23 protein-coding genes are annotated in these 25,347 nt (G+C 45.3%); 9 read left to right on the forward strand and 14 right to left on the reverse strand.

The features are described from left to right. Window positions 1-21 precede the first annotated feature (21 nt). Both RIG68_RS14860 and RIG68_RS14865 read left to right on the forward strand, forming a co-directional pair. A complete protein-coding gene (locus RIG68_RS14860) occupies window positions 22-1,023 on the forward strand; it encodes a PorP/SprF family type IX secretion system membrane protein (RefSeq protein WP_350123701.1) in 1,002 nt (333 codons plus the stop codon). Between the two features lie 266 nt (window positions 1,024-1,289). Further along, window positions 1,290-2,627 (forward strand): OmpA family protein, encoded by a 1,338-nt coding sequence (locus RIG68_RS14865; protein ID WP_350123703.1) that lies wholly within the window; start codon window positions 1,290-1,292, stop codon window positions 2,625-2,627. A gap of 54 nt (window positions 2,628-2,681) precedes the next feature. Here RIG68_RS14865 and RIG68_RS14870 read toward each other — a convergent pair whose 3' ends face one another. Genes RIG68_RS14870 through RIG68_RS14880 form a run of 3 tightly spaced genes read right to left on the reverse strand, consistent with a single transcriptional unit; the run spans window position 2,682 to window position 6,823 of the window. After that, on the reverse strand, window positions 2,682-4,142 hold the full coding sequence (locus tag RIG68_RS14870) for a TolC family protein (protein WP_350123705.1): 1,461 nt from the start codon (window positions 4,140-4,142) through the stop codon (window positions 2,682-2,684). Beyond that, complete coding sequence (locus RIG68_RS14875) at window positions 4,135-5,475, reverse strand: ABC transporter permease (protein ID WP_350123708.1); 1,341 nt, start codon at window positions 5,473-5,475, stop codon at window positions 4,135-4,137. Before RIG68_RS14875 ends, RIG68_RS14870 begins: the two co-directional genes overlap by 8 nt. 1 nt (window position 5,476) lies before the next feature. Then, on the reverse strand, window positions 5,477-6,823 hold the full coding sequence (locus RIG68_RS14880) for an efflux RND transporter periplasmic adaptor subunit (RefSeq protein WP_350123711.1): 1,347 nt from the start codon (window positions 6,821-6,823) through the stop codon (window positions 5,477-5,479). Between the two features lie 309 nt (window positions 6,824-7,132). Here RIG68_RS14880 and RIG68_RS14885 point away from each other — a divergent pair, with 309 nt between their 5' ends. Next, a complete protein-coding gene (locus RIG68_RS14885) occupies window positions 7,133-7,582 on the forward strand; it encodes a DinB family protein (protein ID WP_339791716.1) in 450 nt (149 codons plus the stop codon). An 82-nt stretch (window positions 7,583-7,664) separates the two neighbouring features. Here RIG68_RS14885 and RIG68_RS14890 read toward each other — a convergent pair whose 3' ends face one another. Beyond that, window positions 7,665-9,587, reverse strand: coding sequence for a PAS domain-containing protein (locus tag RIG68_RS14890; protein ID WP_350123713.1), 1,923 nt, complete (start codon window positions 9,585-9,587; stop codon window positions 7,665-7,667). 333 nt (window positions 9,588-9,920) lie between these two features. Here RIG68_RS14890 and RIG68_RS14895 point away from each other — a divergent pair, with 333 nt between their 5' ends. The 4 genes from RIG68_RS14895 to RIG68_RS14910 all read left to right on the forward strand — a co-directional run bounded on the left by RIG68_RS14895 (window position 9,921) and on the right by RIG68_RS14910 (window position 14,153). Next, the gene (locus RIG68_RS14895) at window positions 9,921-10,844 is read left to right on the forward strand and encodes an ATP-binding cassette domain-containing protein (protein WP_350123715.1); all 924 of its coding nucleotides are present in this window, start codon (window positions 9,921-9,923) and stop codon (window positions 10,842-10,844) included. 103 nt (window positions 10,845-10,947) lie between these two features. Continuing rightward, complete coding sequence (locus RIG68_RS14900; protein WP_350070523.1) at window positions 10,948-11,673, forward strand: ABC transporter permease; 726 nt, start codon at window positions 10,948-10,950, stop codon at window positions 11,671-11,673. Window positions 11,674-11,685: 12 nt separating this feature from the next. Beyond that, window positions 11,686-13,203: a GldG family protein gene (locus RIG68_RS14905; RefSeq protein ID WP_350123718.1), complete on the forward strand. Its 1,518-nt coding sequence runs from the start codon at window positions 11,686-11,688 to the stop codon at window positions 13,201-13,203. A gap of 47 nt (window positions 13,204-13,250) precedes the next feature. Beyond that, window positions 13,251-14,153, forward strand: coding sequence for a DUF4340 domain-containing protein (locus RIG68_RS14910; RefSeq protein WP_350123720.1), 903 nt, complete (start codon window positions 13,251-13,253; stop codon window positions 14,151-14,153). Between the two features lie 20 nt (window positions 14,154-14,173). Here RIG68_RS14910 and RIG68_RS14915 read toward each other — a convergent pair whose 3' ends face one another. Next, window positions 14,174-15,787 carry an AsmA family protein gene (locus tag RIG68_RS14915; RefSeq protein ID WP_350123723.1) on the reverse strand — a complete coding sequence of 538 codons (1,614 nt, stop codon included), beginning with the start codon at window positions 15,785-15,787 and terminating at the stop codon, window positions 14,174-14,176. A gap of 85 nt (window positions 15,788-15,872) precedes the next feature. On the opposite strand from RIG68_RS14915, the gene RIG68_RS14920 reads away from it, so the two are divergent. Then, on the forward strand, window positions 15,873-16,937 hold the full coding sequence (locus tag RIG68_RS14920; protein ID WP_350123726.1) for an endonuclease/exonuclease/phosphatase family protein: 1,065 nt from the start codon (window positions 15,873-15,875) through the stop codon (window positions 16,935-16,937). Window positions 16,938-16,967: 30 nt separating this feature from the next. Here RIG68_RS14920 and RIG68_RS14925 read toward each other — a convergent pair whose 3' ends face one another. The 8 genes from RIG68_RS14925 to RIG68_RS14960 form a co-directional block, all read right to left on the reverse strand. Next, entirely contained in the window at window positions 16,968-17,498 is a 531-nt protein-coding gene (locus RIG68_RS14925; protein ID WP_350123729.1) for a hypothetical protein, read from the reverse strand. Between the two features lie 56 nt (window positions 17,499-17,554). Then, a complete protein-coding gene (locus RIG68_RS14930) occupies window positions 17,555-18,049 on the reverse strand; it encodes a hypothetical protein (protein WP_350123731.1) in 495 nt (164 codons plus the stop codon). Beyond that, window positions 18,049-19,131, reverse strand: a complete 1,083-nt coding sequence (locus RIG68_RS14935) for an SGNH/GDSL hydrolase family protein (protein WP_350123734.1) — start codon at window positions 19,129-19,131, stop codon at window positions 18,049-18,051. Before RIG68_RS14935 ends, RIG68_RS14930 begins: the two co-directional genes overlap by 1 nt. 158 nt (window positions 19,132-19,289) lie before the next feature. Further along, window positions 19,290-19,658: a DMT family protein gene (locus RIG68_RS14940; protein ID WP_350123737.1), complete on the reverse strand. Its 369-nt coding sequence runs from the start codon at window positions 19,656-19,658 to the stop codon at window positions 19,290-19,292. A 34-nt stretch (window positions 19,659-19,692) separates the two neighbouring features. Continuing rightward, window positions 19,693-20,175, reverse strand: coding sequence for a TspO/MBR family protein (locus RIG68_RS14945; RefSeq protein ID WP_350123740.1), 483 nt, complete (start codon window positions 20,173-20,175; stop codon window positions 19,693-19,695). Window positions 20,176-20,213: 38 nt separating this feature from the next. Continuing rightward, entirely contained in the window at window positions 20,214-20,774 is a 561-nt protein-coding gene (locus RIG68_RS14950; RefSeq protein WP_350123743.1) for a YceI family protein, read from the reverse strand. Next, window positions 20,771-21,670 carry a DUF5777 family beta-barrel protein gene (locus tag RIG68_RS14955; RefSeq protein WP_350123746.1) on the reverse strand — a complete coding sequence of 300 codons (900 nt, stop codon included), beginning with the start codon at window positions 21,668-21,670 and terminating at the stop codon, window positions 20,771-20,773. Before RIG68_RS14955 ends, RIG68_RS14950 begins: the two co-directional genes overlap by 4 nt. Window positions 21,671-21,679: 9 nt before the next feature. Continuing rightward, the gene (locus RIG68_RS14960) at window positions 21,680-22,066 is read right to left on the reverse strand and encodes a hypothetical protein (RefSeq protein ID WP_350123749.1); all 387 of its coding nucleotides are present in this window, start codon (window positions 22,064-22,066) and stop codon (window positions 21,680-21,682) included. Between the two features lie 348 nt (window positions 22,067-22,414). Between RIG68_RS14960 and RIG68_RS14965 the strand changes: the two genes are divergently transcribed. Beyond that, window positions 22,415-24,010, forward strand: a complete 1,596-nt coding sequence (locus RIG68_RS14965; protein WP_350123752.1) for a zinc-dependent metalloprotease — start codon at window positions 22,415-22,417, stop codon at window positions 24,008-24,010. A 50-nt stretch (window positions 24,011-24,060) separates the two neighbouring features. Here RIG68_RS14965 and RIG68_RS14970 read toward each other — a convergent pair whose 3' ends face one another. After that, the gene (locus RIG68_RS14970; protein ID WP_350123755.1) at window positions 24,061-25,338 is read right to left on the reverse strand and encodes an amidohydrolase family protein; all 1,278 of its coding nucleotides are present in this window, start codon (window positions 25,336-25,338) and stop codon (window positions 24,061-24,063) included. Window positions 25,339-25,347: the final 9 nt, after the last annotated feature.

Genomic DNA, 25,347 nt, shown 5'->3' on the forward strand with positions numbered 1-25,347 from the left:
CAAAGAAAAATATCAAAAGTCATGAAATTTAAACTACTCGCACTAATAGCTGTGTTGTCGCTTTGCATATGTAAGGCTTACTCGCAGGGGGGGATATTCCTCAGCCAATACTATCAGAATCTGCCTGGCTTCAATCCGGGACTCACTGGTGCTACAGACTTCCTCGACATAAGAACCGGAACCCGCCAGCAGTGGGTAGGGTTTGAGGGGGCACCAAAAACTTATTTTGTGTCGGCGAATGGCGTCATTAGACCAAAGGCAAATCCTTACAGAAAGAATTCACTTCGGACTAGTCAGCCAGAGGGCGCTGTCACGTCACATACCCCGGTTTCCAAGTTAAAATGGGGCCTCGGAGGTTATGTGCTGAAGCAGGAGCAAGGGCCATTTGACCAAATGCAGACCATGCTTAATGTGGCCAGCCATATCGCCATTACCGAGAGAACTTACTTGAGTCTGGGGATTGCCAGTGGCATTTCCAATTACCGGGTAAATCTTTCGGAAGTGGTGGTGGCCGACCAAGTGAACGACGCCACCTACAACATGTTTATGGCCAATGGGTTTAACAATACCTACGCAAATCTTAGTGCGGGCGTTGCTTTATACTCAGACCTGTATTATGTGGGAATAAGTGCATTGCAGTTGTCAAGAACCCTCTTAAGTGGTAACGATCTGTTAAACACGGACGGTAATAATCACATCTTTCATGCTGTTGGGGGCTACAGGCTATATTTTCAAAAATTTGACGTCGTTCCTAATGTCAACGTCCGAGTGGAAACCAGCCAACCCGTTGTAGTTGATCTGGGTGCCAGGCTGCGCTACAATAAGCTAATTTCAGCCGGTCTTTCTTTCCGCAACGACCAGTCAATTATCGCTCTCCTGGGAGTTGACATCACCGACAAAATCAATTTTAGCTATTCGCTGGAATCGAGGATAGGTAATGCCTCCGACGTTAACAATGGAAGTCACGAAATAGTGCTTGGTTTAAAGCTTTACAATCATAACAGGTTTAGTCCTCTTTGGTAATCATGAAATAGCCATGAGGAGAGCCACACCCAACGAGACCGGCGTGGAACGATGAATAACGTCGTAGAGCAATCGATTTTCATTTTCAAAGGAAGTTGGGCTATTCCCGCTTCGGCGGACCGATAAAAAACAAATTTTATACACATGAAATAGCCATAAGGAGAGCCATACCCAGCGAAATGAATGAAGGCATTTAGATAAGTGACTTTCATTCTCAAAGGGTTTGGGCTATTCCATCTGGCCGCTAAAAATTAAATTTTATACAGATGAAAACACTACAAATATTCAGTATCATCTTTTTGGCAGGTTCCACTGCTTTTGGTCAATACACTTTCGAAGGCGTGGAGAAACTTGCATCAACAATCAACTCAGAAGCGGAGGAAATTACTCCAATGCTGTCACCAGATGGCTCAAGATTATATTTTGTGCGAGCTGGGTTCGAACGGAATATTGGCGGTAAGCAGGCTGGTCAGGATATTTGGTTTTCAGATAGAGCCTCAGATGGCAGCTGGACTGAGTCCTCTAATGCCCTTCCGACAATTAATAACGGCGACAACAATGCAATGACTGGGTTCACAGCCAATGGAGACACCATCTTCTTGATTAATAACTATAGCTCTTTCCCCAGGCGCAAGATTGGGCTGTCGTACAGTACAATCAAAAATGGGAAGTGGACAACCCCAAGAGAGCAAGGGGTAGAGGTTAAAACCAAAAATGACTTTTATGGTATGTATGTCCACCAAAGTCAGAAGGTTACTATCGTTTCTATGATGGGAGACGAAGCGGTTGGTGAAGAGGATTTGTACGTTAGTTTAAGAAAGCCTGACGGTTCGTGGTCGGATGCTAAACATCTTGGATCGGTCATTAACAGTGCAGGTTTTGAAATTTCCCCCTTTTTGTCTGAAGATCAGTCTACTCTTTTTTTTGCCAGCAATGGCCATGGAGGATTCGGGGATGCCGATATCTTTATGTCGTCCAGGTTGGATGATTCATGGAGTAACTGGTCGGTGCCGGTAAATCTTGGCGAGCAGGTAAATTCAGCGGGGTTTGACGCCTACTACTTTGAGAAAAATGGGAACGCTTACTTTTCATCCAACCGGGATGGTGGAAAAGCAGATATATTCTTTATGAGTGCAACCAAACTACTGCCACTAGCCGAAGAATTGCCGATAGCTGTGGCTGATGTGAAGCCTGAAGAGATGCAAACCAAGATATCGCATCAGGTCGAAGGTAGCTATGATGTCATTCCTGAGCCGCTTTCGGTTTATTTTGCTTTTGATTCTTTTGTACTGTCGACTGACTCAAAGGCGACAATTCAAAAGGTTGCAGAGCTCCTTTCGGAGCAGGGTGCATTGAATATCGAAGTCAATGGCTATGCCGACCCAATTGGCAGCAGCGAATACAATCAAGTACTTTCGAAGCGAAGGGCTTTGGCCGTGAGTGATTATTTGACTAATGCGCTGGGGGTTGCTAAACCAAGATTGGTTATTGTGGAGGGGAAAGGCGAAGTGATTGGCGATGGTTTTGCCCAAACAACCCAACGAGCTTCAGAAGCCCGCAAGGTTGAAATAGTCTTTGTGCGAAACTCAGTGGCTGCACAATAGCAGGTTCTCCAATCGCAGTTCCGGAGAAGAATCTCCGGAGCTGCGACAGATGGGCTACTTCAAGTCAGGTGTATAAAGCAATCTGTTCTCCTGGAAGTCATACAGCGTAAGTCTTCTAAGGTCGTAATAAGCCTGCCAGTAGCTCTCGAGTGCACCGATGTAGGCACGCTTGGCATTGTCTTTTTCTGTTAGGGCAATATTCAGATTGGTGATATCTATCTTGCCTATTAAGTACCTGTTTTGGGCAACTTCGTACCGCTTTTGTGCCACCTGATCAGCTGTCTTTGTTATTTCCAGTGAGCTCAGCAGCATATCAAACTGCTTTGTTTGCGTGATGATTTCCTGCTCGAAATTCACTTCGTCCTGGGCAATGACGTAATCAGTTAGCCGTTGGTTTGCCAGGGCGGTTTGCAGCCTTGACTTATTTCTTCCCCAGTCCAAAATAGGCATGTCAAAATTGATATTGACCCGCTGAAGTGAGTTAGGGTTGGCGTAAACATCGCCGAGGTAATCACCACGGTTGTTTAATCCGTAGGAAGCCGAGAGGTTCACCTGAAACCGTTGTTTTCTTGCCTGTTCCACATCACGCTCTGCCTCCAGCCGTCGCCGCTCAAAGGCAATAAAATCTGCTCTGTTTTGCTTTGCGTAGGCCAATGCCTGCTCTACTGCGATTTCGAACTGCGGAATTACTTCTGGCATTGCCAGTTCCACTTGCTGGTTGTCGTTGAGTCCTATGAAGGTTTTTAGTCTCAATATTGCATTCTCAAAATCGAGGCTCGCCTGCGCCACGTCCTGCCTTGAACGCAGCAATTGAAGCTCCACCTGCAGCAGTTTGTCTTCTGATGTAGTGCCTATATTGAAGCGGCCTTTTTCAATCTGATAAATCGTGTCGTTGTTGGCAAGATTAAACTGCGCAATTTGAAGGTTGATCTGAGCATCGAGCACGCTAAAAAACCTATCCACAGCCATTCTGGAGATGAACTCCATTTGCTCCACGTACTCTCTTTTGCTTTCTTCAAAACGGATGGGTTCAGTTCGCTTCTGCCATTTTAGCGAGTTGAACGCAAAAATGGGTTGGAACACCGACAGTCTTAGGATATTGCTTGTCCACTGGGTGGTAGTTCGTTCGTAATCCTGAAACTGATACACATCGGAAAGCAGATAAACTGTACCTCCGGTTAACCCCAGGGGCTGTGTCAGACCAAAGGATAAGTTCGAATTGGTCTGTGTTCTGGGTTGAAAAATCAAACTGCCGTCATTTTGACGGGTTGCCAGAATATCTTTGCTAAAACTGGGCACGTCTCCGCTAAGTCCAAGCTGGGGGTTGTAGTTGGTTTTAAAGTACCTGTATTGCCAGTATCGGTTTTCTTTGACTGTTTCCGCTTGTTTTGCCGAGGGAGATTGATCCTGCGACCGTTGAATAATGTCTCGTAGCGTCAGTTGCAACTTTTGTGCATCAACGGCGAACGAAAAAAACAGAAAAACAAAAAAGAGTAAATAGCTTCTATTATTCATACCTGAGGGATGTTATCGGGTCTTGGCTGGCAGCTTTCTGTGCCGGAGCTATTCCAAACACAAGGCCCACTGTGGCCGCTACACCGAACGAAACGATGACTGATGAAAAAGTGATGATAGTGGGGAAGTCTCCAAAGCTGGATATGCCCAGGGCAAGGCTAATGCCGAGTACAACGCCGACTATTCCACCGCTTACACTGATCATCATGGCCTCGAACAAAAATTGAGTAACGATGTCAGTTTTTTGCGCTCCAATGGAAAGGCGAAGGCCAATTTCTTTGATTCTCTCCATAACGGACGCCAGCATGATATTCATAATACCAATACCTCCAACCAGCAGCGAAATTCCCGCAATGGCTCCAAGCACAATATTGAAAATGTTTTGCGTTCGCTGCTGTTGTTTAAGCAATAGCTCAGGAATGGTGATTTCATAGTCGATCACTCCAAAGTGGCGCCTTTCTATCATTCTGGAGATGATTTCCGCAGTGCTTTGCATCTTGGAAGCATCTTTCACCTGAATGACTAGCCTGTCGATTTGGTGATAGTTACTAGGCTGTTTGTCAGAACTGTTGCCATTGTCGTCGTTGTTTCGGCTCGCAGCTTTGAGTATGGCTTCTGTTATTAGCTCTCGGTTTCTGTACCTGATCAGGAACGTCTTAACAGGGACATAAACATCCATATTATAGTCCCGAATGCCGAGTTTGGCGATGTTTTTTTCAGAAATAAGGCGCTCATCTAACACCCCGACAACTTCCAGCCACTGGTTGCCAACTTTGATGGTTTTTCCAATAGGATCCTCTTTGCTGAAAAATCTTGCCTTTATACTTTTGCCAATTATGCAGACTGGAAGGCCACCCTCAATCTGACTTTCACTGAACATATTCCCTTCTTTCAGGGCAAAAGCTCCAATATCAAAATAGGAGGGCATTACACCAACGAGTTTGGCTGATCTCCGAAAACCGTCTTTGATGATGACGGTCTCCATCACGCATTCGGGGCTTACTGCCTGGATGTCTGGTATCGTTTCAAAAATGCTTTGTGCATCGGCTATCCTCAGCCCTGGAGAGAATTTTTTCTTGTCTTCTCCCTTGGAGTTGGTGGCGTCTATCTTCTTTTCTTCCTGTTCTACTACTGGCTCAATGATGATGTTGTTAACTCCCACCATTTTTATTTGCTCAAGAATTTCTTTTTCTGCGCCGTTTCCTATGGCCAGCATAGCAATGACAGCTGCTACTCCGAAAATAATCCCTAGCGCAGTTAGTAGTGAACGCAATTGATTGGCCAAAACTGCCTCCAGGGCAATTTGGAAGTTGGCCAGCAGCTTCTTGTTCATCTTAGTGATTTGGGTTGTTAGCTAGAGGTTTTCCAGCGGCGGATTGTGTGGCTGACGATTCAGTCATTTCGGCTACTTCGTTTTTCTCGCCCTGGTTTCGCTTGCCATTTAACGATTCGAGGAGCTTGATATCGCCTTCATCGATATTGGCAGGAAGCGATAGGTATACCTTTTCGTTACCGGAAAGCCCCTGCTTGATAATGGCTTCATTGGCATTGGATAACCCCATTTCGACCTCCTGCTTGGTGCCGTCGCTCAGTATTACATATTGAATGGAGTCGTTGCGTGAATGGATGGCCTCAAGGGGGACAAAAACTACCGAATCGAGCTCGCTAACAACTATATTGTTGCTGGTTGTCATGGAAGGCCTCAGAGAAGGATCCCTTTCGTTGACGTTGATGGTTACTTCAAAAACTTTGGCATCCGAATTAGGATTTTGCTGACCAATATTGGCGACTTTCATTACCTCACCGCTCAACTCCTTGTCGGGGTAGGCATCAAGGCCAATTTTAACTTTTTGCCCCGGGGCCACTCGCCGGATATCTACTTCATTGACATAAGTGACCGACATCATCTGGGTCAAATCGGGAAGTGTAGCCACAACAGGATTCCAGGCACCTATTTGCGAACCTGCTGCGATTTTGTTGCCATCCCAGTTTTTTGTGTAAATAACCATTCCATCCTGAGGGGCAAGTATGTTGAAGTCTTCAAGCAGAGACTTCATAGAATTATAGTCAGATTGTTCTTTTCTCAGAGTAGCGCCAACTTCCTGCATTTTGGCGACCGACTGCTGAATTTTTAATTGATAGTTTTCCACCGTCTGATCCAGCTCCCTTTGAGCTTTCTCCATGGCTATTTGGTTTTGCTTTACCGTTGCAGGCGGCTCGAACTGAGACTGATCAAGCACTAATTGTTTTTCCTGTAGCGCATATCTTAAGTTAATTATTTTTTCTCTTTCAGCTCTCAGGTTGATGGCGGTATCAAGCCTTGTTTGTTCATACTGCGATTGGGCCTTTTCCAGGTTGTTTGCCGCATCCGAAAGCCTGGTATGAAGTTCAGATTTGTCAATAGATGCTACAAAGTCCCCCTTCTTAACCACGGTTCCTTCATCAACCAGGCTTTCTATCTTTAAGTTGTAAATTCTATAATTTTGAGCTCTTGTGGGACCCAAAATTCTTACCGAACGCAGGGCGCTGAGCTCGCCAGTGGTGGTTACGTCAACCACAAATTTTCCTTTGCTCACATTTACGATAATGTCGTTCTCCTCGCTGCTCTTGCTTTGACTGAAATACAAAACAGCAACGAGTAGCATGAGAATAGAAGCAGGTAGAATGTATCTTTTTTTCATGATGGTTAAGTTCGATTAGCATACACAATTAACAGAAGTATGAATTTGCACAAAAATCATACTAAAAAAATCAAAAGAGGTAATTAACTTCTTTTATAACTCAAATTGCGGTACGGTTGGTATACTTTAGAAAAAATTATTAGTTACAAATATACCTAACAATTTAGTTGATGTATTTACCTGACGACACTTTATTTAGCCGAAAGTCAAGTAATCGCTCTTGTTTTTAGGTTATTTTGGCTATTTCAAGCTGATCGTTGGCAGTTATTGGGCGCATCTTACTATCTTAGTGCACGCAAAAAGCTTTTTATGTCGTCTCATATTCTTATCTCCAGTCTCGAATTCAATCAGAAAAAAATAGAATCATTGCTGGCGGATCTCACAATTGATGAAACACTGGCGTTCACTCACGACAACATCAACAATATCCACTGGATCGTGGGCCATATTGCTTCTCAGCGAGATACGTTGCTTGAAGACCTGACGGGTGAAATGACTTTTCCGCAGGAGCTCAAGCAGTACTACGGCAAGACTGGCGATCCCCGAAAAATGCCCAAAACAATTGACTGGGCGACGTGCCTCGATATCTTGAAAGAGCAGTTTAATGATATCTCCGCCTGGGTTTTGGAGTGGGATAGCCAGGGACGCCTTGATAGAGAAAAGGGTGATGTGATAGTAAAATACCTAAGCCACGAGGCATATCACATTGGGCAGGTAAGCCTGATAAGGAAGATGCTCGGTAAGACTGCGGCCAAATAGTTTCTAAACCCAGCCCGAAGGAAACTTTATTGGTTTCCTTACAGCAATCATAGCTCCGACAAGCCAAAGTCGTTCTTTGTACCTATCTCGCTTTGGCTGTGTCCATAAAAACTGTCAGCCTGCATTCCTCACCGTTGAGCGTAACCTGTTCAACCGAAAAAAGTATCAGTTTTTTTTGTCCTCGTTTTGTACTGATCGAGAGTTTCCTTTCCCAGGACTTTGAGGGCTCACTCTTTTGGCTAAATATTTTTTTCATTTCGGCCAGGGGCACACCGTTGAGTGTTAGAATTGGCTTGCCTGTATATTCTTCGTAACTGTAACCAAGTAAATCTTCCGCACTCTTGTTGATTTCGAGACAGATGGCGTCTTTGCTGCTTGTGATGCACAGCGCCACGGGGCTTGCATGGAAGGCGTCCAAAAACCTTTCTTCACTGTCACGCAAGTGCTTTTTGATGTTGTTTATTTCTGTTTTGTCACTGATTGTGAGGAAATAAACCAGGCTGCCATGATTGTCGGCAAACGAACCACCATTGTACCTCAACACTTTGGCCCAATGGTTTTTGATGCTTTTTATTCTGACATCAACGCCACCCACTTTTTCGTTATTCAAAAGCCTTGTTAAAGGCCATTTGCTGATAGGAAGAGATCGACCGTTTAGTTGTTCAAATTTGAAATATTTCAGCAGTTCAATAAAATTTTTGGGAGGGATTTGCAAAGGCATGAAATCATGCATTTTGATAGCTGCTGCGTTCCAGTAGAGGAGTCGGCCTGTCTTGTCAGCCACTATCAGCCCTTCCGACATGTGGTCGATAATGCCTTTCAGACGACTCTCGCTGTTTAATAGCGCCTGAAAAGTAGCCCTGCGTTCGGTAATGTCTATTACCGAGCCACTAAGTTTTTCAGTCCGGGCCCGAGAATCCTTCAAATAGGTTCCTTTCATCCTAATCCAATGGGCAGACTTGTCAGGCCAAATTGCCCTCACTTCAAAATCAAAGAAGCCATCGGCTCTGGCCGCTTCGAGAATTTCTTTGGTAGCCGACCGATCTTCCGGGTGGATATGTTGGAGCAAGGTCGGGAAGTCCCACTGAGCAGGTTGCTCACTGTATCCAAAAATTTGATCATGAATTCGATTCCTTACCGATTTGCCAGATACAAGGTCAATTTCCCAAACACCTATTTTCGAGCTCTCGATGGCATTGAAGTACAGATCTGTAAATTGTTCGTCCTCTCCATTGGAAGTTGTTGTTTCTAAAACCTCTTTAATGTTGTCCACAATGCCACCTATAGATGGGTCGTTCAGCAGGTTCACAGCTGTTGAATCGTATATGTGGTAGCTGCCATCTTTGTGCAGAATTCTTGAGCGATACCCCTTTATTGGAATGCCTGGGCTGAGGATGATTTTCTCCATGATTTTTTGATTGGCAAGGAGGTCATCGGGATGTATATTTGTGTACAGGTCAAGTTGCATCGTCTCTTCCGGCGTATATCCCAGCACTTTCTCAGTGGATGGTGATACATAAATTGGTTTGCCCTCTGCTGAGAATACGATAACGGCGTCAGTACTACTTTCCAAAAGGGCCCGGAAGTTCATTTGGGGCTTAGGAGGCTCACTTTTGTCAGCATCCTTTTCATCAATCAAGTAAAGAAAAGCACCGATTAAATTTCCCTTTCTGTCAAGGGCTGGCTCAAGGCGCATACTATAGTTAGTGTCTTCGATACGAATATTGTTTATCGTATCCTGATCCTTAAATGCACGTTCAAAAAGAGAGAAAGTCGCTTCCTTATGTTTTAGAAAAAGTGAATCGATAATTGAGAGTCCTCTTCTAGGTAGTGTGCCTGTAATCTGTGAAAAAGCGCTCTCAAAGTGGGGGTTAAACTTCTGAATCGCATAGTCCTTATCTATCAGTGCTACTCCATGAGAGGCGTTGGACATGGACGCCTTGATACTTTCATTAACTTCAGTTTTTTTGCCAGCATTGGTGGCCGTTTCCCTGCTTCTTTTCATGCAAGCTAAATTTACAAAAAGGATTGCTTTAGTGAACTTCACTAAAGTCGACTATGAGAGTTAATAACTTAAGAAAGAATAGCTGGCGAAAAAGAAAGCAGGCTGATTTTTATTTCCCGCTGTCGTCTGAATTAACAACGCAATATCAGCTATGGGTCTTTTAATTGCGCCATGTTTTTTTAATATTTTTTAACAATTGGCATTTCATCAAAACTTGACAAAAACTTTAGGCTTTTATAAAATTGCCACCGTTTCCGGGAATTCTTCGGAACTGTACTCAAAAGCTGGTAGTTGTTGAAAACTTCTTAATTGTTTTTTTAAGACAGAAAAATCATGTCAATAGTTGTTGAGAACCTGACCAAGAAATATGGAGAGCAGAAGGCAGTTAATGATATCTCCTTCAAAATTAACACCGGCGAGGTAGTTGGTTTTTTGGGGCCAAATGGAGCAGGAAAAAGCACCACCATGAAAATGATTACCTGCTACATGGCACCAACGAGTGGGGATGTCAGGCTGGACGAGTTGAGCATCCTTAATCAGCAGGAGGACATAAAAAAGAAGATCGGTTATTTGCCTGAAAACAATCCACTCTACACTGATATGGCGATTGTGGACTATCTGCGGTTTTGTGCAGAAATACAGGGAGTGAGCAAAGAAAAAATACCGTCCAGAATAGGCGACATGATTGACATGTGCGGCCTGGAAAGGGAACGCCACAAGAAAATCAACGAACTTTCTAAGGGATACAGGCAGCGGGTTGGGCTTGCGCAGGCCATGATTCACGACCCGGAGATTTTGATACTGGATGAGCCAACTACCGGCCTTGACCCTAACCAAATCATAGAGATCAGAAAACTGATCAAAAAACTGGGCAAAGAGAAAACGGTGATCCTTAGCTCTCATATCCTTTCGGAAGTGGAGGCCACCTGCGATCGCATTCTGATTATTAACAGGGGCAGAATTGTGGCAGACGGTACCTCCGACACGTTGAGAAGCCAGGCGGAGGGCAAAGAGCTGCTGACTGTTAAAATTGAAGCCTCTGACGCAGATGTCAAAAAGGCGCTGCTTGGGTTGGCTTCGGTAGAAACTGTTGAGCCTGTGGACGGGAAAGCCGGTTTCTTCTCAGTTCGGAGTAAGCCGGAAGTTTCGTCCCGAAAAGAGGTGTTTGACCTGTGTGTATCAAAAAAGTGGTACCTACTGGAAATGACAGGCCATGAAACCAAACTGGAAGATGTGTTTAGAGAATTAACCAACTAAGCCTATACACCGCAATACGAAATTGCGGTAAGGCCGACAAACACAATTGACTTTACATCTCTGAAACCAAATGTCGATTTATTAACTAGCAACAACGACTGATATGAACAAGATTTGGATCATTGCCAGAAGGGAGTTGGCCTCCTATTTCGATTCGTTGATCGCCTATGTAATGATCATTATTTTTCTGGGAATGAGCGGGTTTTTTACCTGGCTTTTCGGAAGCAATATATTCATGATCAACCAGGCAAGCTTGCAGGTGTTCTTCGGAATTTCATTCTGGACGTTATTTTTCTTTATTCCGGCCATCACTATGAGAACCCTGGCAGAGGAAAACAAGAGTGGAACCATCGAATTACTTTCAACGAAGGCTGTGTCCGATTTTCAGATTGTAGTAGGTAAATTTCTCGGCTGCCTGCTACTGGTGGCTATTGCACTGCTGTGTACGCTACCTTACTACATAACTGTGTCACAGCTGGGCAATGTGGATCATGGCGGAATTATCGGCGGCTATCTTGGGCTCATGTTGCTGTCCGCCGCCTATATCGGTATTGGCATATTTGCCAGCAGCACCACAAGCAATCAGATCGTGGCCTTTCTAATGGCACTTTTTATCGGAATTTTCTTTCAGATTTTATTCGATGTGCTGGGCTCAAGTTTCAGGGGTATTGCTGGTGGTGTTTTCTATTACCTCAGCATGCAAACCCACTTCGATTCTATGAGCAGGGGGGTGATCGACTCTCGTGATTTAATCTATTTTGGCTCGCTCATAGTCATCTCATTAATGTTTTCTCAAGCTATGCTTTCACGTCGCAATTGGCAATCTTAAACTACTACTGACATGAAGGGAAGAAATGTAATTATTCAATTGATTATACTGGCTGCCATTCTTGTGGTAGTCAACTTGTTGTCAAGTAAACTGTATTTCAGGGGCGATTTTACAGAAGATCAGCGATACACACTCAGCACGGCCACCAAAGACATATTGGAAGATTTACCGGAGGTGGTCACGGTGAAGGCCTACTTTTCTGAAGACTTGCCCACTCAGCTGGTGAGCACCCGTCAGGACTTTGAAGATTTGCTGTTGGAATACGAGAACAGGTCGGGCGGCTATCTGGTTTACGAATTTTTGAATCCCAACGAGAACGAGCAAAAAGAGCAGGAAGCCCAGCAGGCTGGGGTTAACCCGGTGATGGTGAATGTGCGGGAAAAAGACCAGATGAAGCAAATGAGGGCTTACCTTGGGGCCATCATTCAAATGGGCGACCGCAAGGAGATTATTCCCCTGATACAGCCGGGAGCGGCCATGGAATATGCGCTTACGACGGCGATCAAAAAAATTGCCATTGCGGACAAGCCTAAGATCGGTTTGATACAGGGGCATGGCGAGGCACCACTAGAGGAGATGATTGAGTTATACCAACAGTTGTCGGTGCTTTATCAAATTGAATCATTCGCTCTTTCCGATTCTGCCACAGTTCCTCAGTACTACAGGTCGCTGGCCTGGATCAATCCGAAGGATACCATTCCTCAGGCAGACTTTGCCAAGCTCGACAAATACCTGGCCGGCGGAGGTACCATGTTCGTGGCCTACAGCAACCTGAACGGCGACTTAAGCCAGGCATATTTGTCGGCTGCTAACGACATCGGCGTAAGTAGCTGGCTGTCAAGGTTGGGCATTCAAATGGGAAGGGAGTTTGTGGTGGATGCAGAAAATGCGCCGGTCTCGGTACGGCAGCAAATGGGCCAGTTTACGATGAACCGGCAAATTGCCTTTCCTTACTTCCCCATCATCAAAAACTTCTCTGAGCACCCTGCTTCCAAAGGGTTGGAGTCTATCTTTTTGCCATTTGCCAGCACAGTTAGTTTCACCAAGACTGATACCGCATTCCATTCAACGAATCTGCTCATAACCTCGGAGCTTTCCGGTCTGGTGAGCCCACCAACAACAGTTGATATTCAACGGCAATGGACGGAGAATGATTTTCAAAATAGCTCACTGCCGGTGGCGATGGCCGTAGAAGGGCCTCTGAGTGGAGCTGCATCGTCGAAGATGGTCGTTGTGTCGAACGGTCAATTTATTATCAATGGGCCACAAGGGCAACAGCAACAGCTCAATGCCGACAATGTGAGCTTTGCTTCCAATGCTATCGACTGGCTTTCGGACGACACCGGTCTGATCGACCTTCGAACCAAGGGAGTAACAGCCAGGCCACTGGTTCAGCTGGAGGATAGCACAAAGGAGCTTTTAAAATATGGCAATGTGCTGCTTCCCATACTGCTGCTGCTCATCTATGCTTTTGTGCGGAAGCAAAGAAACAATCGCAAAAGGCAACAGTGGGCAGCAGGCAATTATTAGATCCGTTGAGTAGTATTTGTTCGTAAAGCGGAAAAATCACACGAATTATGAAAAGTACATTGAAATTATTGGGTGTTCTTGGGATACTCATTGCTCTTTACTTTGTGGTTCAGTTCACAACAGATAGGGGTAGAAGTAAGTCGTTTAGGTCGGAACTGGTGCAGATTGATACTGCTGCCGTCACAAAGGTTCAGATCAAAGCCGGTGGTGAGCAACTTGTGATGGAGAAGGAGGCTGGCAAGTGGAAGGTAAATACTGCCACAGACAAGAAAGTGGCGGCAACCTCATCCAGCGTCAAAGGTGCCTTGAATAGCCTGATGTCGGTAAAGCCAAGCAGGCTTGTGGCTAAGGATGACTCAAAATGGAAGGACTACCAGGTGGATAGCGCAGGCACGAGGGTAGAAGTTTTTGAAGGAGGTGAGAAAACGCTCGACCTTGTGGTGGGGAGGTTCAATATGGAAGGGCAGCGACAGTTCAGCACCTACGTAAGGTTGTTCGACAAGCCGGAAGTTTATTCAGCAGCAAACTTTATGGGAGCCAGCCTTTCGACCAATTCTGCCTCGTATCGCAATCAGCAGCTGGCCAGAATCACTAAAGACAGTGTCTATCAGGTGACCTTTGAGTATCCGGATTCCGCCTTTACACTCAGTAAGACAGATGGTAAATGGCTGCTAGACGGGCATCCTGCTGACTCAGCCAATACGGCCAAATACCTGCAAGGCATTGCCTACCTGTCCAATAGAAACTTTGCTGATGATTTTAATCCCATTGGAAGCCCGCTGTATAGTGTGACTTACCTCGTTAAAAGTGGAAATCCTTTGAAAATGGAGGGTTATGTGCCAAATGGAGAACTGGTGGTTCGCTCTGACTCAAATCCTGAAGAGTATTTTAAAGATGCGGCACTTAGCGACAAAGTATTTAAAGGAGCTGGCTATTTCTTAGCCAGGTAAAATCTGGCAGTAAGCTTGTGCTACTCTTTTGGTTTTTCGAAAGGATTGATGCACTGTTTAATGCCCGAAAGAAGGGAATGCCACCAAAACGCAAAAACGGATTTTTTTATTTGCCTGTCGGCGTTAATTTGTCCGTTCCGTGCCGTTTCCATTTCGTTGGATTTTCTCAATATCAGTTTGTTAAATAACCAAAGTTTAACATCCTGAAATACATTGTCGGAGTTGTCTCGGGCCTGGTCGGTTCCACTTACTTCAAAGTTTTGGTATAGGAGGCTTAGCTCACCCCACGAGTTGGTTCGGTTGTGGCTAAAATTGAACTTGAGCTCCTCCAGATCTCCAGATTCTATTGAAATGAAAACCACGTTTGTCAATATCCTATTGAAAGCAGCCATTTTCATAGGCGCCACTGAGCCACTTACGTGGTAGAGAGAGTCTGGATTCATCGGGATCCGGATCTCCGTTTGCAGCAGTCCCTGATCGAAGAGAAAAGTGCGGGCTTTTAGGGTGGCATATTCATTGCTGTTTGATTTTATGTTGGCGATTGTTGCGCTTAATCGATCAAAGGAGATTTCTCCTTCTGCTGTGCCTTTTTTGCTGACTTCCTGATAAGCGACTCTGCTATTGGAGATCACAATTGAATCGATATCGAATGGAAGCGATGAGGACAGAAGAGATTCATGTGGCAAAGGCTTGGCAGGTTCATTTTCCGGGCGATCGAGTCGTTTGTCCCGGTAAAAGTTGCCAACTAACGAGTCAAAATTCAAAGTGCTTATAGACAGCAGCTCGCCTTTCATGAGCAGGGGGAAAGAGATTTTCTGAGCTGTAATTGATTGGCAGTCTACTTCGTTTCGACCTACCTGATGGCCTTTTTTAAGAGCAAACTCGTATTTCGGATATTGTGGGATAAGGTGAAAGCCAGAGAGCGCCAGGCTTTCTGCCCGCCAGTCCAGGCTGGCTGAATCCAATTGTAATTTATACAGGCCGTCAGGCGTCAAATAGCGGAACCTGGTAAGTTTTATTATTCCATCACTTACGAGTTCTTCCTGATCATTAAGAGAAAATGGAATCAGATTTTGAAGCTCTGCGTTAATAGTGCCATGAGTGATTTCCTTTGAAATAGAATCGTTTACAGCGTCAAATAGAAAAAACTCGTTTGAGAGAAGGCTTAGTTGCCTGATCTCGACCTTCATATCAGTGCCTTCGCCAGCGGCATTTAACTGAATGGCTTCTGTGCTGTCTTTGTCGCTGAGTAAAGTTGTTTTAATGATAAGCGAATCGAGGCCAACCTGGCTGACGACAATTTCGTCTTTGAAAAGTAGACCGACTAAGGATATTCCCTGAACAGAAATTTGAGTGGCTGAAATATTAGGAATCAGTAAATTTCCCTTGATGAGGAACGGTTTTGGTTGAAGGGAGTCCCTGGGAGATATTGTTAATCCCCGAATGGTAACTCCAGGTGGTAAAATAGATGTTTCGAGGCTTTGGTAGCCAATAGCATAGCTGCTCTCGGTTAGCTTTTCAAAATGAGTATTTAACTTTTTTGCAACGAAATCACTGCCATAAAATCGCACTACAATTGCCAGTATTAACAATATGGCTGCACCAGTGGCAACAATCTTCAGTGTTATCTTCATTATGGGCCTTGATACTAACAATAGATTGTGGGGATAACGAATATCTTAATAGTTTAGGAGACTAGAACGGTAAGCTTACACTTCATTGAATATACTAAAGGTAGTCTTTTCGGCGCTATTGATGATAACTTCACTTTTTACCAGTTTTCAATTGGTGAGAAAGGATGACTGGTATTTCCGCATTTTCGATTTCCCCCACGTTCAGCTAACAGTCTTGAATTTACTTTTTTTGACGACCCACCTTGTGTTTGCCGATTACGGCAGTTGGATAGACTTAAGCATTGGGGCAGTTGGCTTGCTTGCTGTATTTTATCAGTTGGCAATCATTTATCCTTATACCTCCGTAAGCAGCAAACAGGTGCAAGACACCAACCCGGCTTTTTCGTCAACGTCGATTTCGGTATTGGAGGCTAATGTATTGATGTACAACACCAACTATCAGGCGCTTGTTAATTTAGTTAAAGATTTTCAGCCTGACATTGTTGTTACACTCGAAACCGATGAGAAATGGAAGGACGGGCTGAAGGAACTGGAATCTCTTTATAAACAGCACATTCTTCTTCCGCTTGACAATACTTATGGTATCTGTTTTTATAGCAATGTGGCGTTTAAAGATGCAAGTGTCAGCCACCACATAAGCGAAGAGGTACCATCGATTGAAATGACGCTTGAGCCCGAGGGAGGCCAGGAAGTAAAGCTGTTTGTCGTTCACCCGGAACCGCCCAGCCCAACGGAAAAAGACTTGTCGACGCCCCGGGATGCGGAGTTAGTTTTGGTAGGCAGAATGGCAAAAGAGTGTACGCTACCCGTGATCATCACAGGTGATCTCAACGATGTGGCCTGGTCGCACACATCACGTTTGTTTCAGCGGATCGGTGGCTTGCTCGACCCTAGGGTGGGAAGGGGCTTTTTCAATACCTTTCATGCCAAATACTTGCTCTTTCGCTGGCCCCTGGATCACATATTCGTGTCCAGCCATTTCACCGTTGACAAAATTCAGCGATTACCAGCCTTTGGTTCGGATCATTTTCCCATTTTGATTCAACTAAGTATACCTTTTCGTACGCCCGATAACGAGACAGCTCCGGTAGCAAGTAAGGAAGATAAAAAGGAAGCCAGAGAGACGGTGAAGGCAGCAAAAGCTCCTTAACAAAGCGAACTCGTAGTCTATCTAACTCGCTTAGTTGGCACCACTCATGCCGGATGGTACTGCATCCTGCTGATGCACGCCCTTGTATTTCACCTGCCTGGTGTAGGTATCAATAGTGTCTTTTGTGGTCTGATCGATGTGATAGTACTCATAGGTGACGTCCACGTCCAACTCGTATTTCCTTTCGGACTTTTTCGTGCCTTTGATAGAGCCCTCTTTCAAAGCAACATCCGACGTGTATCCGCAGTAACAATAGTAAAGAAAGAGCGTTTTCAATTTCTTTAGCTCCTCACCAGTATATTCAAAGCTTTCCCCCGGGTTTTCCAACTCCACGAAAAAATCTTCTGAGTACTCATCGTCTGCTATGGCTTTGTCATCTTCCCTGGTGTAATGACGATGGAAAACAACATTATCGCCTGGAAAGGCAAAGGGAAATTCACCAGTGAGTTTGGCGTCAACGAAGAAGTCAAGGCTCTCTTCTGCCGGATTGATACCTTCATCTTGTCCGCAGCTTAAGAAAATGAAAACAAAGAAAATGGCTAATACTCCAGAAGCTCGCATAAGTTTGTCTTTTTTTAAAGACATCACTAGGGCGGACTTAGTTGGAAGGGATGAAGTCAATACCTCCAAAACAGCCGATCCCAGACTGTCTTGAATAGTCGAAATGGTTCTTTACCAAGGTTGTTGGTTTTCGTTTGAAGGAAATCTTCAATCTCTGGTATGTTGGTGATGAAAAGTGGCGACAATTCAGCGACTTTTCCATCTTCTGTGTAGAGCAAAAGGCCGAACTTAGCCAGGAAGTTTAATGGAACTACTTGCTTTTTGAATCCTTTAAGCTGGCTGTAGTTAAAGCTTTTCTCCCGGCCCCAGAACGGATACTTTATGGTGAGCTTTTCCTCGTCAAGGGTGATTTTTGCCAGAATCGGATAGAGGGATGAGAAAACCTGATAGTTGGCCAGCAGCATGATGAGAAGAACGGCAAGTGTCGTGCCAGTCGAAGTATAATCTTTTGCCAGTGACACCATAAAGCTCATCGCTACGATCACCAGCGGCGCTATCAGGAGAATCATTTTCATCCAAATAACCTTGATAGTGTCCCGCTTTACATCCATTACCACTTAAGTTTTGCACTTATAAATGACGTCAGACTCTCTGCCATCTTTTTGTTGTCAGCCACCCTTGGGTGACCTCCTTTTTCAATGAAGGGGAAGAAATGGGTATAGATCAACGAGTCGCCCAGCCCGTCGACAGCCTCCTGCACATAGCCTGGCCATGCTGAGCCCTCTTTGGTGGCATCCATGCTGCCCAGCGCACAAATGATGGGCGTGTCGGGGTACACGTTTCTGACCATGCTGATAAACTCCTGGTAAGAGGCAATTATCTTTTCTTCGCTCGGGGCTGTTTCTCCCAGTCGGAGACTGAAGGAAGGCTGCTCAGGCATATTGACCAACCAAGAATCATTTTGAAAGAGGTTAACCACAACCAGATCGGGTGTTATTCTTGAAAAGTCCCATCTGCTTGCCGAGTCTTTTGGGTTTAGCCTGGGAAAAACCTCGGGCATGATAATAGTGGGATCCCAACTGATCATAATGCCAATGCCGCTGCGGCAAGTGCAAAGGTAGTCCGCATTGAAATTTCGAGCGGTTAGCGCTCCGTATGTTGGGTAGTTGTTCGTATAAACGCTGTCAGGCGAATCGCCACCAGTCAGATCTTCGATGGCATAACCAGCTGTGATGGAGTTGCCAATGAACTCTATCGTTCTCGAATTTTCAGGCGTTGGCAGCAGCTCGCCCGTAACTTCAAACCCGTGAATGGTGGTGCTTCCTTTGTCCCATTCATTTCTTTTGATGAGCGAAATGGTATGCTCTCCCTCTTCCAGGTCTTTGGCGAGTGTGTACCACTTTGTTGCGCTGTCTAGCCTGATATACCTGATACTGTCTTTGTCGATGACAATATTGAAGTAGTTGTCGCCTCGTTCGTCCGCAAGCTCGACCCTCAGGCCCGTGCCGTTAATAGTCAATGTTGCCTCCGAGCCCGACCAGAATAGAACAGGTGCTTTGGGGTTTCCAAAATCGATTCGGCCGGTGTAGTTGATTTGCTGATTGTCGGCCTCCAGCTTAAGCTTTTCCAGCTGAGAGCAACCCGTTAAAATCGAAATTATCAACAGGAGAGGTAGGACTAGGTGGTTTTTCATCGCATGCTTTTTAACTCAATGAAGAAGGCAGACAGGGCATTGCTTCCAAGCCAATATATTTACCCATGGCATGTCACTAAAATGCCAGTATAAACTTCTAAAAATATTGGCAGATAAAATAACCGATGCCTTATAAAAACAGGTTGTTATGGCTTAGGTCATTTCTTAAATAAAAAATATACTGCTGCCACCAGGCAGGCGAACCCGGCCAGGTGGTTCCATCGAAACGTCTCGGTTTTGAAAACAAGTAAGGTAAAGACGGTAAACACAATTAGTGTGATTGCCTCCTGAATGACTTTGAGCTGTACGAGCGAAAACGGGCCGCCATTCTCTCGAAAGCCGATTCGGTTGGCAGGTACCTGAAACATATACTCAAATAATGCTATGCCCCAGCTAATCAATACGATAGCCACCAGACCAAGACTTTCAAACCACTTCAATTCCCTGAACTTGAGGTGGCCATACCAGGCAAGTGTCATGAATACGTTGGAAGTAATGAGCAGAAGGATGGTGTAAACCGCTTTCATAAGTGAAGATTAAGCGGCAAATATACTGAAAGGGCTAATTCAATATAACGATGGATGCATTTAGCAAGGCAGCAAAAGATACCCAAATAAGATAGGGAACCAGTAGCCAGGCAGCAGCTTTGCTAATGAGATAAAATCGATTGATAGAAAGCAGGATGGCAATCCAAAGCACCACAATTTCGACCAATGCAGCAGTAGGGTTTCTCAGACCAAAAAACAGGATAGACCAGAGGCTATTTAGTACCAACTGTCCCACGAACAGGCCCAATGCGAGTTTTACCCCAATTGACTCTTTCGCCCTGGACCAAACACTACCTGCGGCCACCCCCATCATTGCGTAAAGCAGGGTCCACACAGGGGCAAACAACCAGTTGGGTGGATTAAAAGGCGGCTTGTTTAGGGTGGTGTACCAGGTAGACACCGATGATGAAGTTGCAATACCAGAGAGAGCGCCGACTGCCAGGCAAATAACGACTGAAGCAGCGACCCTGATAATAATTGTTTTGTTACTAGCCATCTTGTTATAACCCACAATTGGCCAATAAGTTTGGTGAGCTATTTTTTGTAAGGAGCCAGATCCGATTTAACAGTCACCTCTATTTCCTCTGCTATATTTTGAAACACAATCTGAGGAATTTCGATGTCATGATCCACTAATTTCACCATGAAAATTGACTCAAGGCGAACGAAGCTACCCTCGACAAAGAGTTTTGACGGTAGTGATCTTTCTTGCGGCACACCATGTATGTCTAGCACACCCTTGGCGGTCACTTCATAAACACCATTTTTTGTAAAATCGAAGTTGCCGAGAATCGACCCCTTGAAAGTACCGTAAGGATGCTTTTCACTCTCCAAGTAGTTTTCGTTGAAGTGCTCTTTCATCAGGTCTTTGGCAAACTCAAATGTTTTGATTGGCACCCTGAAGGAGAAGGTCTTCTCGGACACGTTGATCAAACCCTGAGCAGAGGTAGTAGTGGCTGTGATGTCTTCTATCAGTGCGTCGGAGAAGAAGCGGACGTTGGAGCTTTCCAGCATATAGATCTGCGCTCTGGCAGTTCCTGCATATACGGAAAGAGCGAGGAGTACTGCAAAGGTTAATTTCGGTGTCTTTTTCATTCCATTGTAGATTTTTTGGACAGTGTAAACTCTCTTGTGACATTAAAACCAAAATGTATGCCACCATTGCCCCATGCGTCGGTGTTTTCAGCAATAAAGCCTTTTTCCATCATGGCCAGAGAATTGGTGAGGTGTAGTTGGAAGACGTGTCCACCTGTTTCGATGTCAAAACCGATAGAGAAGGAGTCGTTGTAGTTAGCTACGTTAGGGGCATTTTTGTCGGCGACCCTCAGAATGTATTCACCATTTAAGGCGGTTCTGCGGGAGAGTTTGATCCGGCCTCCGAAGCCAACAGCAGGGATATCATTGACGTCGGTGGTACCCTCTACCAGATTGAAGTGCACCCAGGTAGGCACGACCTCAAATGAGAACCTGTCGCTGAATTTGCGGGCAAGCACAAGCTGATGCACAAAGGCTATGCGTGAGCTAAAGTAATTGGTGCGGTCGGGAAACTCCCACCTCAAACCATTTACCGACATATTGCTGACCCAAACGGCGCTAAGGGGCATTACTTTTTTACCGCTCGACTGGCGGAGGATGGCTGCCTTCACAAAGCCGTCGTAAGTCTTCTCGTAGGTTGACCGCCCCACGCCAACCATGAGCCATTTGGTCAGTCCAAAGTCGAACCCGAAACGAACCGACGACTGGTCGAGGCCCCACAGGTTGTAGGCACCTCCATTGAGTGGACCAAAACGATGCGAGATTCTGAACTCCATTGCGCCGGGGGCTACTCTTTCGGGCGAATGAAGGTTGATGACCCTGGAGGATTTGAAAGTGGCTGTGGTATAGTCGATGGTTTCGCTTTCCATCGAGTTGAGCAGGTCATCCAGGTCTTGTGCAAGTGATGGTGCAATGGCAAAGGCAACCAAAAGGATAAAAATTGAAAGTCTCTTCATGGTTCGGTGTTAATTATTAAGGGTTCCTTCCGCAATCCATTGCTCTATCAGGCTGATTTGGCAGGAGGAAAGCTTGCTGCTCCCCTGAGGCATTTGGGGGTAGCCGGATTGGTGCTTGATGGTGCCCAGCAGACTGCCATTGTCGGCCCTTACTTTCACATTTTGATAGGAATCGAGCCTGACTCCCCCGCCTAGATTTGAGGATGCACTTGCCGAGTGGCAAGAAAGGCATCGAGCCGATAGTATCGGTTGGATGGAAGCCGAATAAGTAATGGCAGTTGATCCATCGCAGTTGGTGCCGCCTCCTGTTTCCTCGGGATAGAGGTCTTGTTCATTGTCCCACTTGCACGAGGCCAGGGCGAAACAAAGAAGCACTGGTAAAAACAGTTTTCGCATATAACGCTTTTTGGTTGAAGGGTTGACTGACGGTTTATCTACAAATAAGTAATATTCACACGACTTACTTATATGAAATACGAAGTAAATGTCGGGTTGGTGGCCTCCCCTAAAAAATTAATGCCATACCGGCAGATCCGATGGACACAAGAGGTCTTTTTCTGCTGAAACGACATGCGAGCTAACCATCAGGCATTGGCAGGGACTAATCGAACCGCCAGCTTCCGGTTCCGAGACGATTAAATTCCTTGAAGAAACCTTAGTTTTTTTGAAAAGATTGAGAGAAAATATAATGCTGTTTTTCATACATTTATGAAGTAAACATCCACTTTCAGAGAGTTTTTTTCAATGAAAATCATCTTGTTTGTTTTCAGTCTCGCTATAAGCATTTCTGCAATTGCGCAAAATGATGTAAGGTTTGTGGCAGATCCAGGCCAGGCCAACACTCGATTTACGTCGCAAACTGGGCTCATCCGAGGGGGGCAAATCACCAAAAGCCAGGCGAGTCAGTTGTATTTGCCGACAGGTGAATACCTGGTTCACTGGAGGAGAAGTGAAATCAAACAATACGACATGATTTTCACAGGTGATGGTTGGATTCCTAGTAGCGTCCATTTGTGGGAAGGTTATGGCTCGGATGGTAAAGATCGTTTTATTGCAACGACAATTGACGGGAAGATCAACTCAATGAGGTGGTATGAAAAGGAAGAGTATTTTCAGTTGATCCGTCTTGATTCTTCCATGTACCAGTTTTCTGCTAACAACAGTAGTGATCTAAATCTCAACGTCAATTGTGGTTTTGATCTGCACATGGATCTAGAAACCAAAGTTGGTAGTGCTGGAAGTCGGCTCGCTTACTCAAGTTGCCAATTGATCGAGTTCCAAATCGTGAGTGATATGGGCCTTGGTGGGACATTGGAGCAGTTTGGAAGGGCAGAGGCCGAGATTTTAGAGTACTTTTCAATTGTACAGACTTACTTCAGCAGTTTCGATATTGACTTCAACCTGCGCATCAAGCAACTCGTAATGCCTATAGAAGAAAGCCCATTTCCACCTGTGGCCGATCCTTCAGTAAAAAGTTTTGGCGATGTGAATTTCTACTTAAGAAACTGGCTGGAAAAGAAAGAAATATCAGCTGGTTTATTTGATTTCACAATTGGAATAACCCAATTCAACTATAACACGGGAAACTACATCGGTCATCTGTTTGCTGCACCCGAGACATCTCTTGGGATGATGCTAATTGAACGCCAAAATTCACTTACAACTACTGTCGCCACTATAGTGCACGAGATTGGACATGCGTTTGGTTCGGGACATGATTCTACGGAGGGTTATCTGATGTCAGCCAATATAAGTGGAGGCTCCTGGAGTAGAAAAAGTAAGGATGAGATCAATGAATATATGTCGAGCCCTGAGGTATTGGCACATTTTCAACAATGCCCAAGATTGGTTTTCTCAGCTGACAGGATAGAAGAAAACGTGGTTTTGAATTGGGAAACAAGCTACGAATATCAGGTTAGCTACTACGTTCTGCTTTTAGAGAGCACAGGAGTTCTTGACACAATTCCTGCTATTGGCAAAGAAAATGAACCGGTTGGCTATGAATTCATTCACAAAAACCCAGCGCTTGAGAGAAATATCTACAGAATCTATCAGTATTCGATATACAATGAACTTGTTGCCTCTGCCAATATTGCCATAGATTTGTCTGGTGCAGAAGCAAAAAAGGAAACCAGCTATGGACCAAACCCTTTCAGGGAGAACTTACATATAGAGCTGGGTAAGCCGGCAGAGGAAATAACAATTTATGATATCTCCGGTGCGATTTACTTTCAGCAAAAAATCACGGAATCCACCTTTGATGTTGCCACTGGGACATGGAAGAAAGGGCTCTACTTTTTTAACGTAGATGGTGAAGTGTATAAGATAATCAAGCAGTAGGAATAATAGAGCGTTACTTGAAAAAGCCGCCTGCCTGGATTGATCAAGGACTACTTGACTTCCTCTCCTCCAATCCAAACCCCTGAAATACTCTTACTGTTCTTAATATCTTCCAGCGGATTGGCATCCAGCACCACAAAGTCTGCCCAATAGCCTGACGCAATTTTGCCGATATCTTTGAGATCAAGGCACTTGGCAGCGTCGCTCGTTGCCGACACGATGATTTGCATAGGGCTCAGCCCGGCCTCTGCCATCATGGCCATTTCCAGGTGCTCAAAGTAGCCCATAAAACGGGTGGGGATGCCACTGTCGGTGCCAAAGGCAATGGTGATACCGTTGTCAGCAAGCGTCTTCAAATTGGCCATGGCGGTTGGTAACTGCTGTTTGTAGGTTTGGGCGCTTTTGCTGTTTTTGACCTGCGCTTGTCTGGCCGGGTCAAGCAGCGGCTGCACTGTGGCCTCATTAAATTCCTTCTGAAAGAAAGGGTCTGAAAAGAAGAAAGCCGTGTCCTCATAAACATAAGTGGAAAGCTCCCTGGTGAGGGTAGGGCAGTAGCAAACTTTCTTTTCTTTGAGCAGGCCGGCAAGCTCATCGTCCACCGGGAGGTCACGGACACTGTGGGCGAGGAAGTCAGAGCCAGCTGCCAATAGTTTTTTAGCGTCGTCCAGATAGTACATATGAGTGGCTATTTTGTAGCCCAGCTCATGAGAGCGGTTGATCACTGCCTGATAGATTTCCTCAGTCATTTTTGGGCTGCTGCCGAGGTTGTCGTCCACCCTTATTTTCATAAAGTCAACCCCCATGGCATCATTTTGATCTACTACGGCAACAGCCTCTTCCGGAGTATTGCCGGAAATCACCTCCCCTGCGATGTACAAACGGGCTCTTTGCCTGGCCGCTGTATCTACGGCTGCTCTTAACGATACCGCTTCTTCTTTGTCAGCCCCCAGACTGACCACTGTGGTGACGCCGTATCTGGCAAAAAGGCTAAGATTGTCGATTACATTTTGCCTTGAGTAGTGTCCACCTTCTATGCCTTTTACATCACCAACGTGGCCATGTGCATTGATAAGGCCTGGGATGATGGTCTTGCCCGAAAGGTCTTTCACTGTGGTGTTGTCGGGCAAAGTCACCTCACTCGTTGCCCCCATCGTCACAATACGACCATCTGCCACCAGCAGCACACCATTTTGGATAGGTGCAGCGCCAGTTCCATCAATAATAGTGGCTCCGGTGAAGGCTGTGTAAACTTTGTTGTCGGTTTCCTTTGGCGCTGAGCAAGAAATAAAACCCATAAGGGCCAGAACAAGGCAGTGGCTAGTTTTCATCTAATAAAG

The sequence above is a fragment of the Imperialibacter sp. genome, assembly GCF_040222385.1.
Taxonomy (GTDB): Bacteria; Bacteroidota; Bacteroidia; order Cytophagales; family Cyclobacteriaceae; genus Imperialibacter.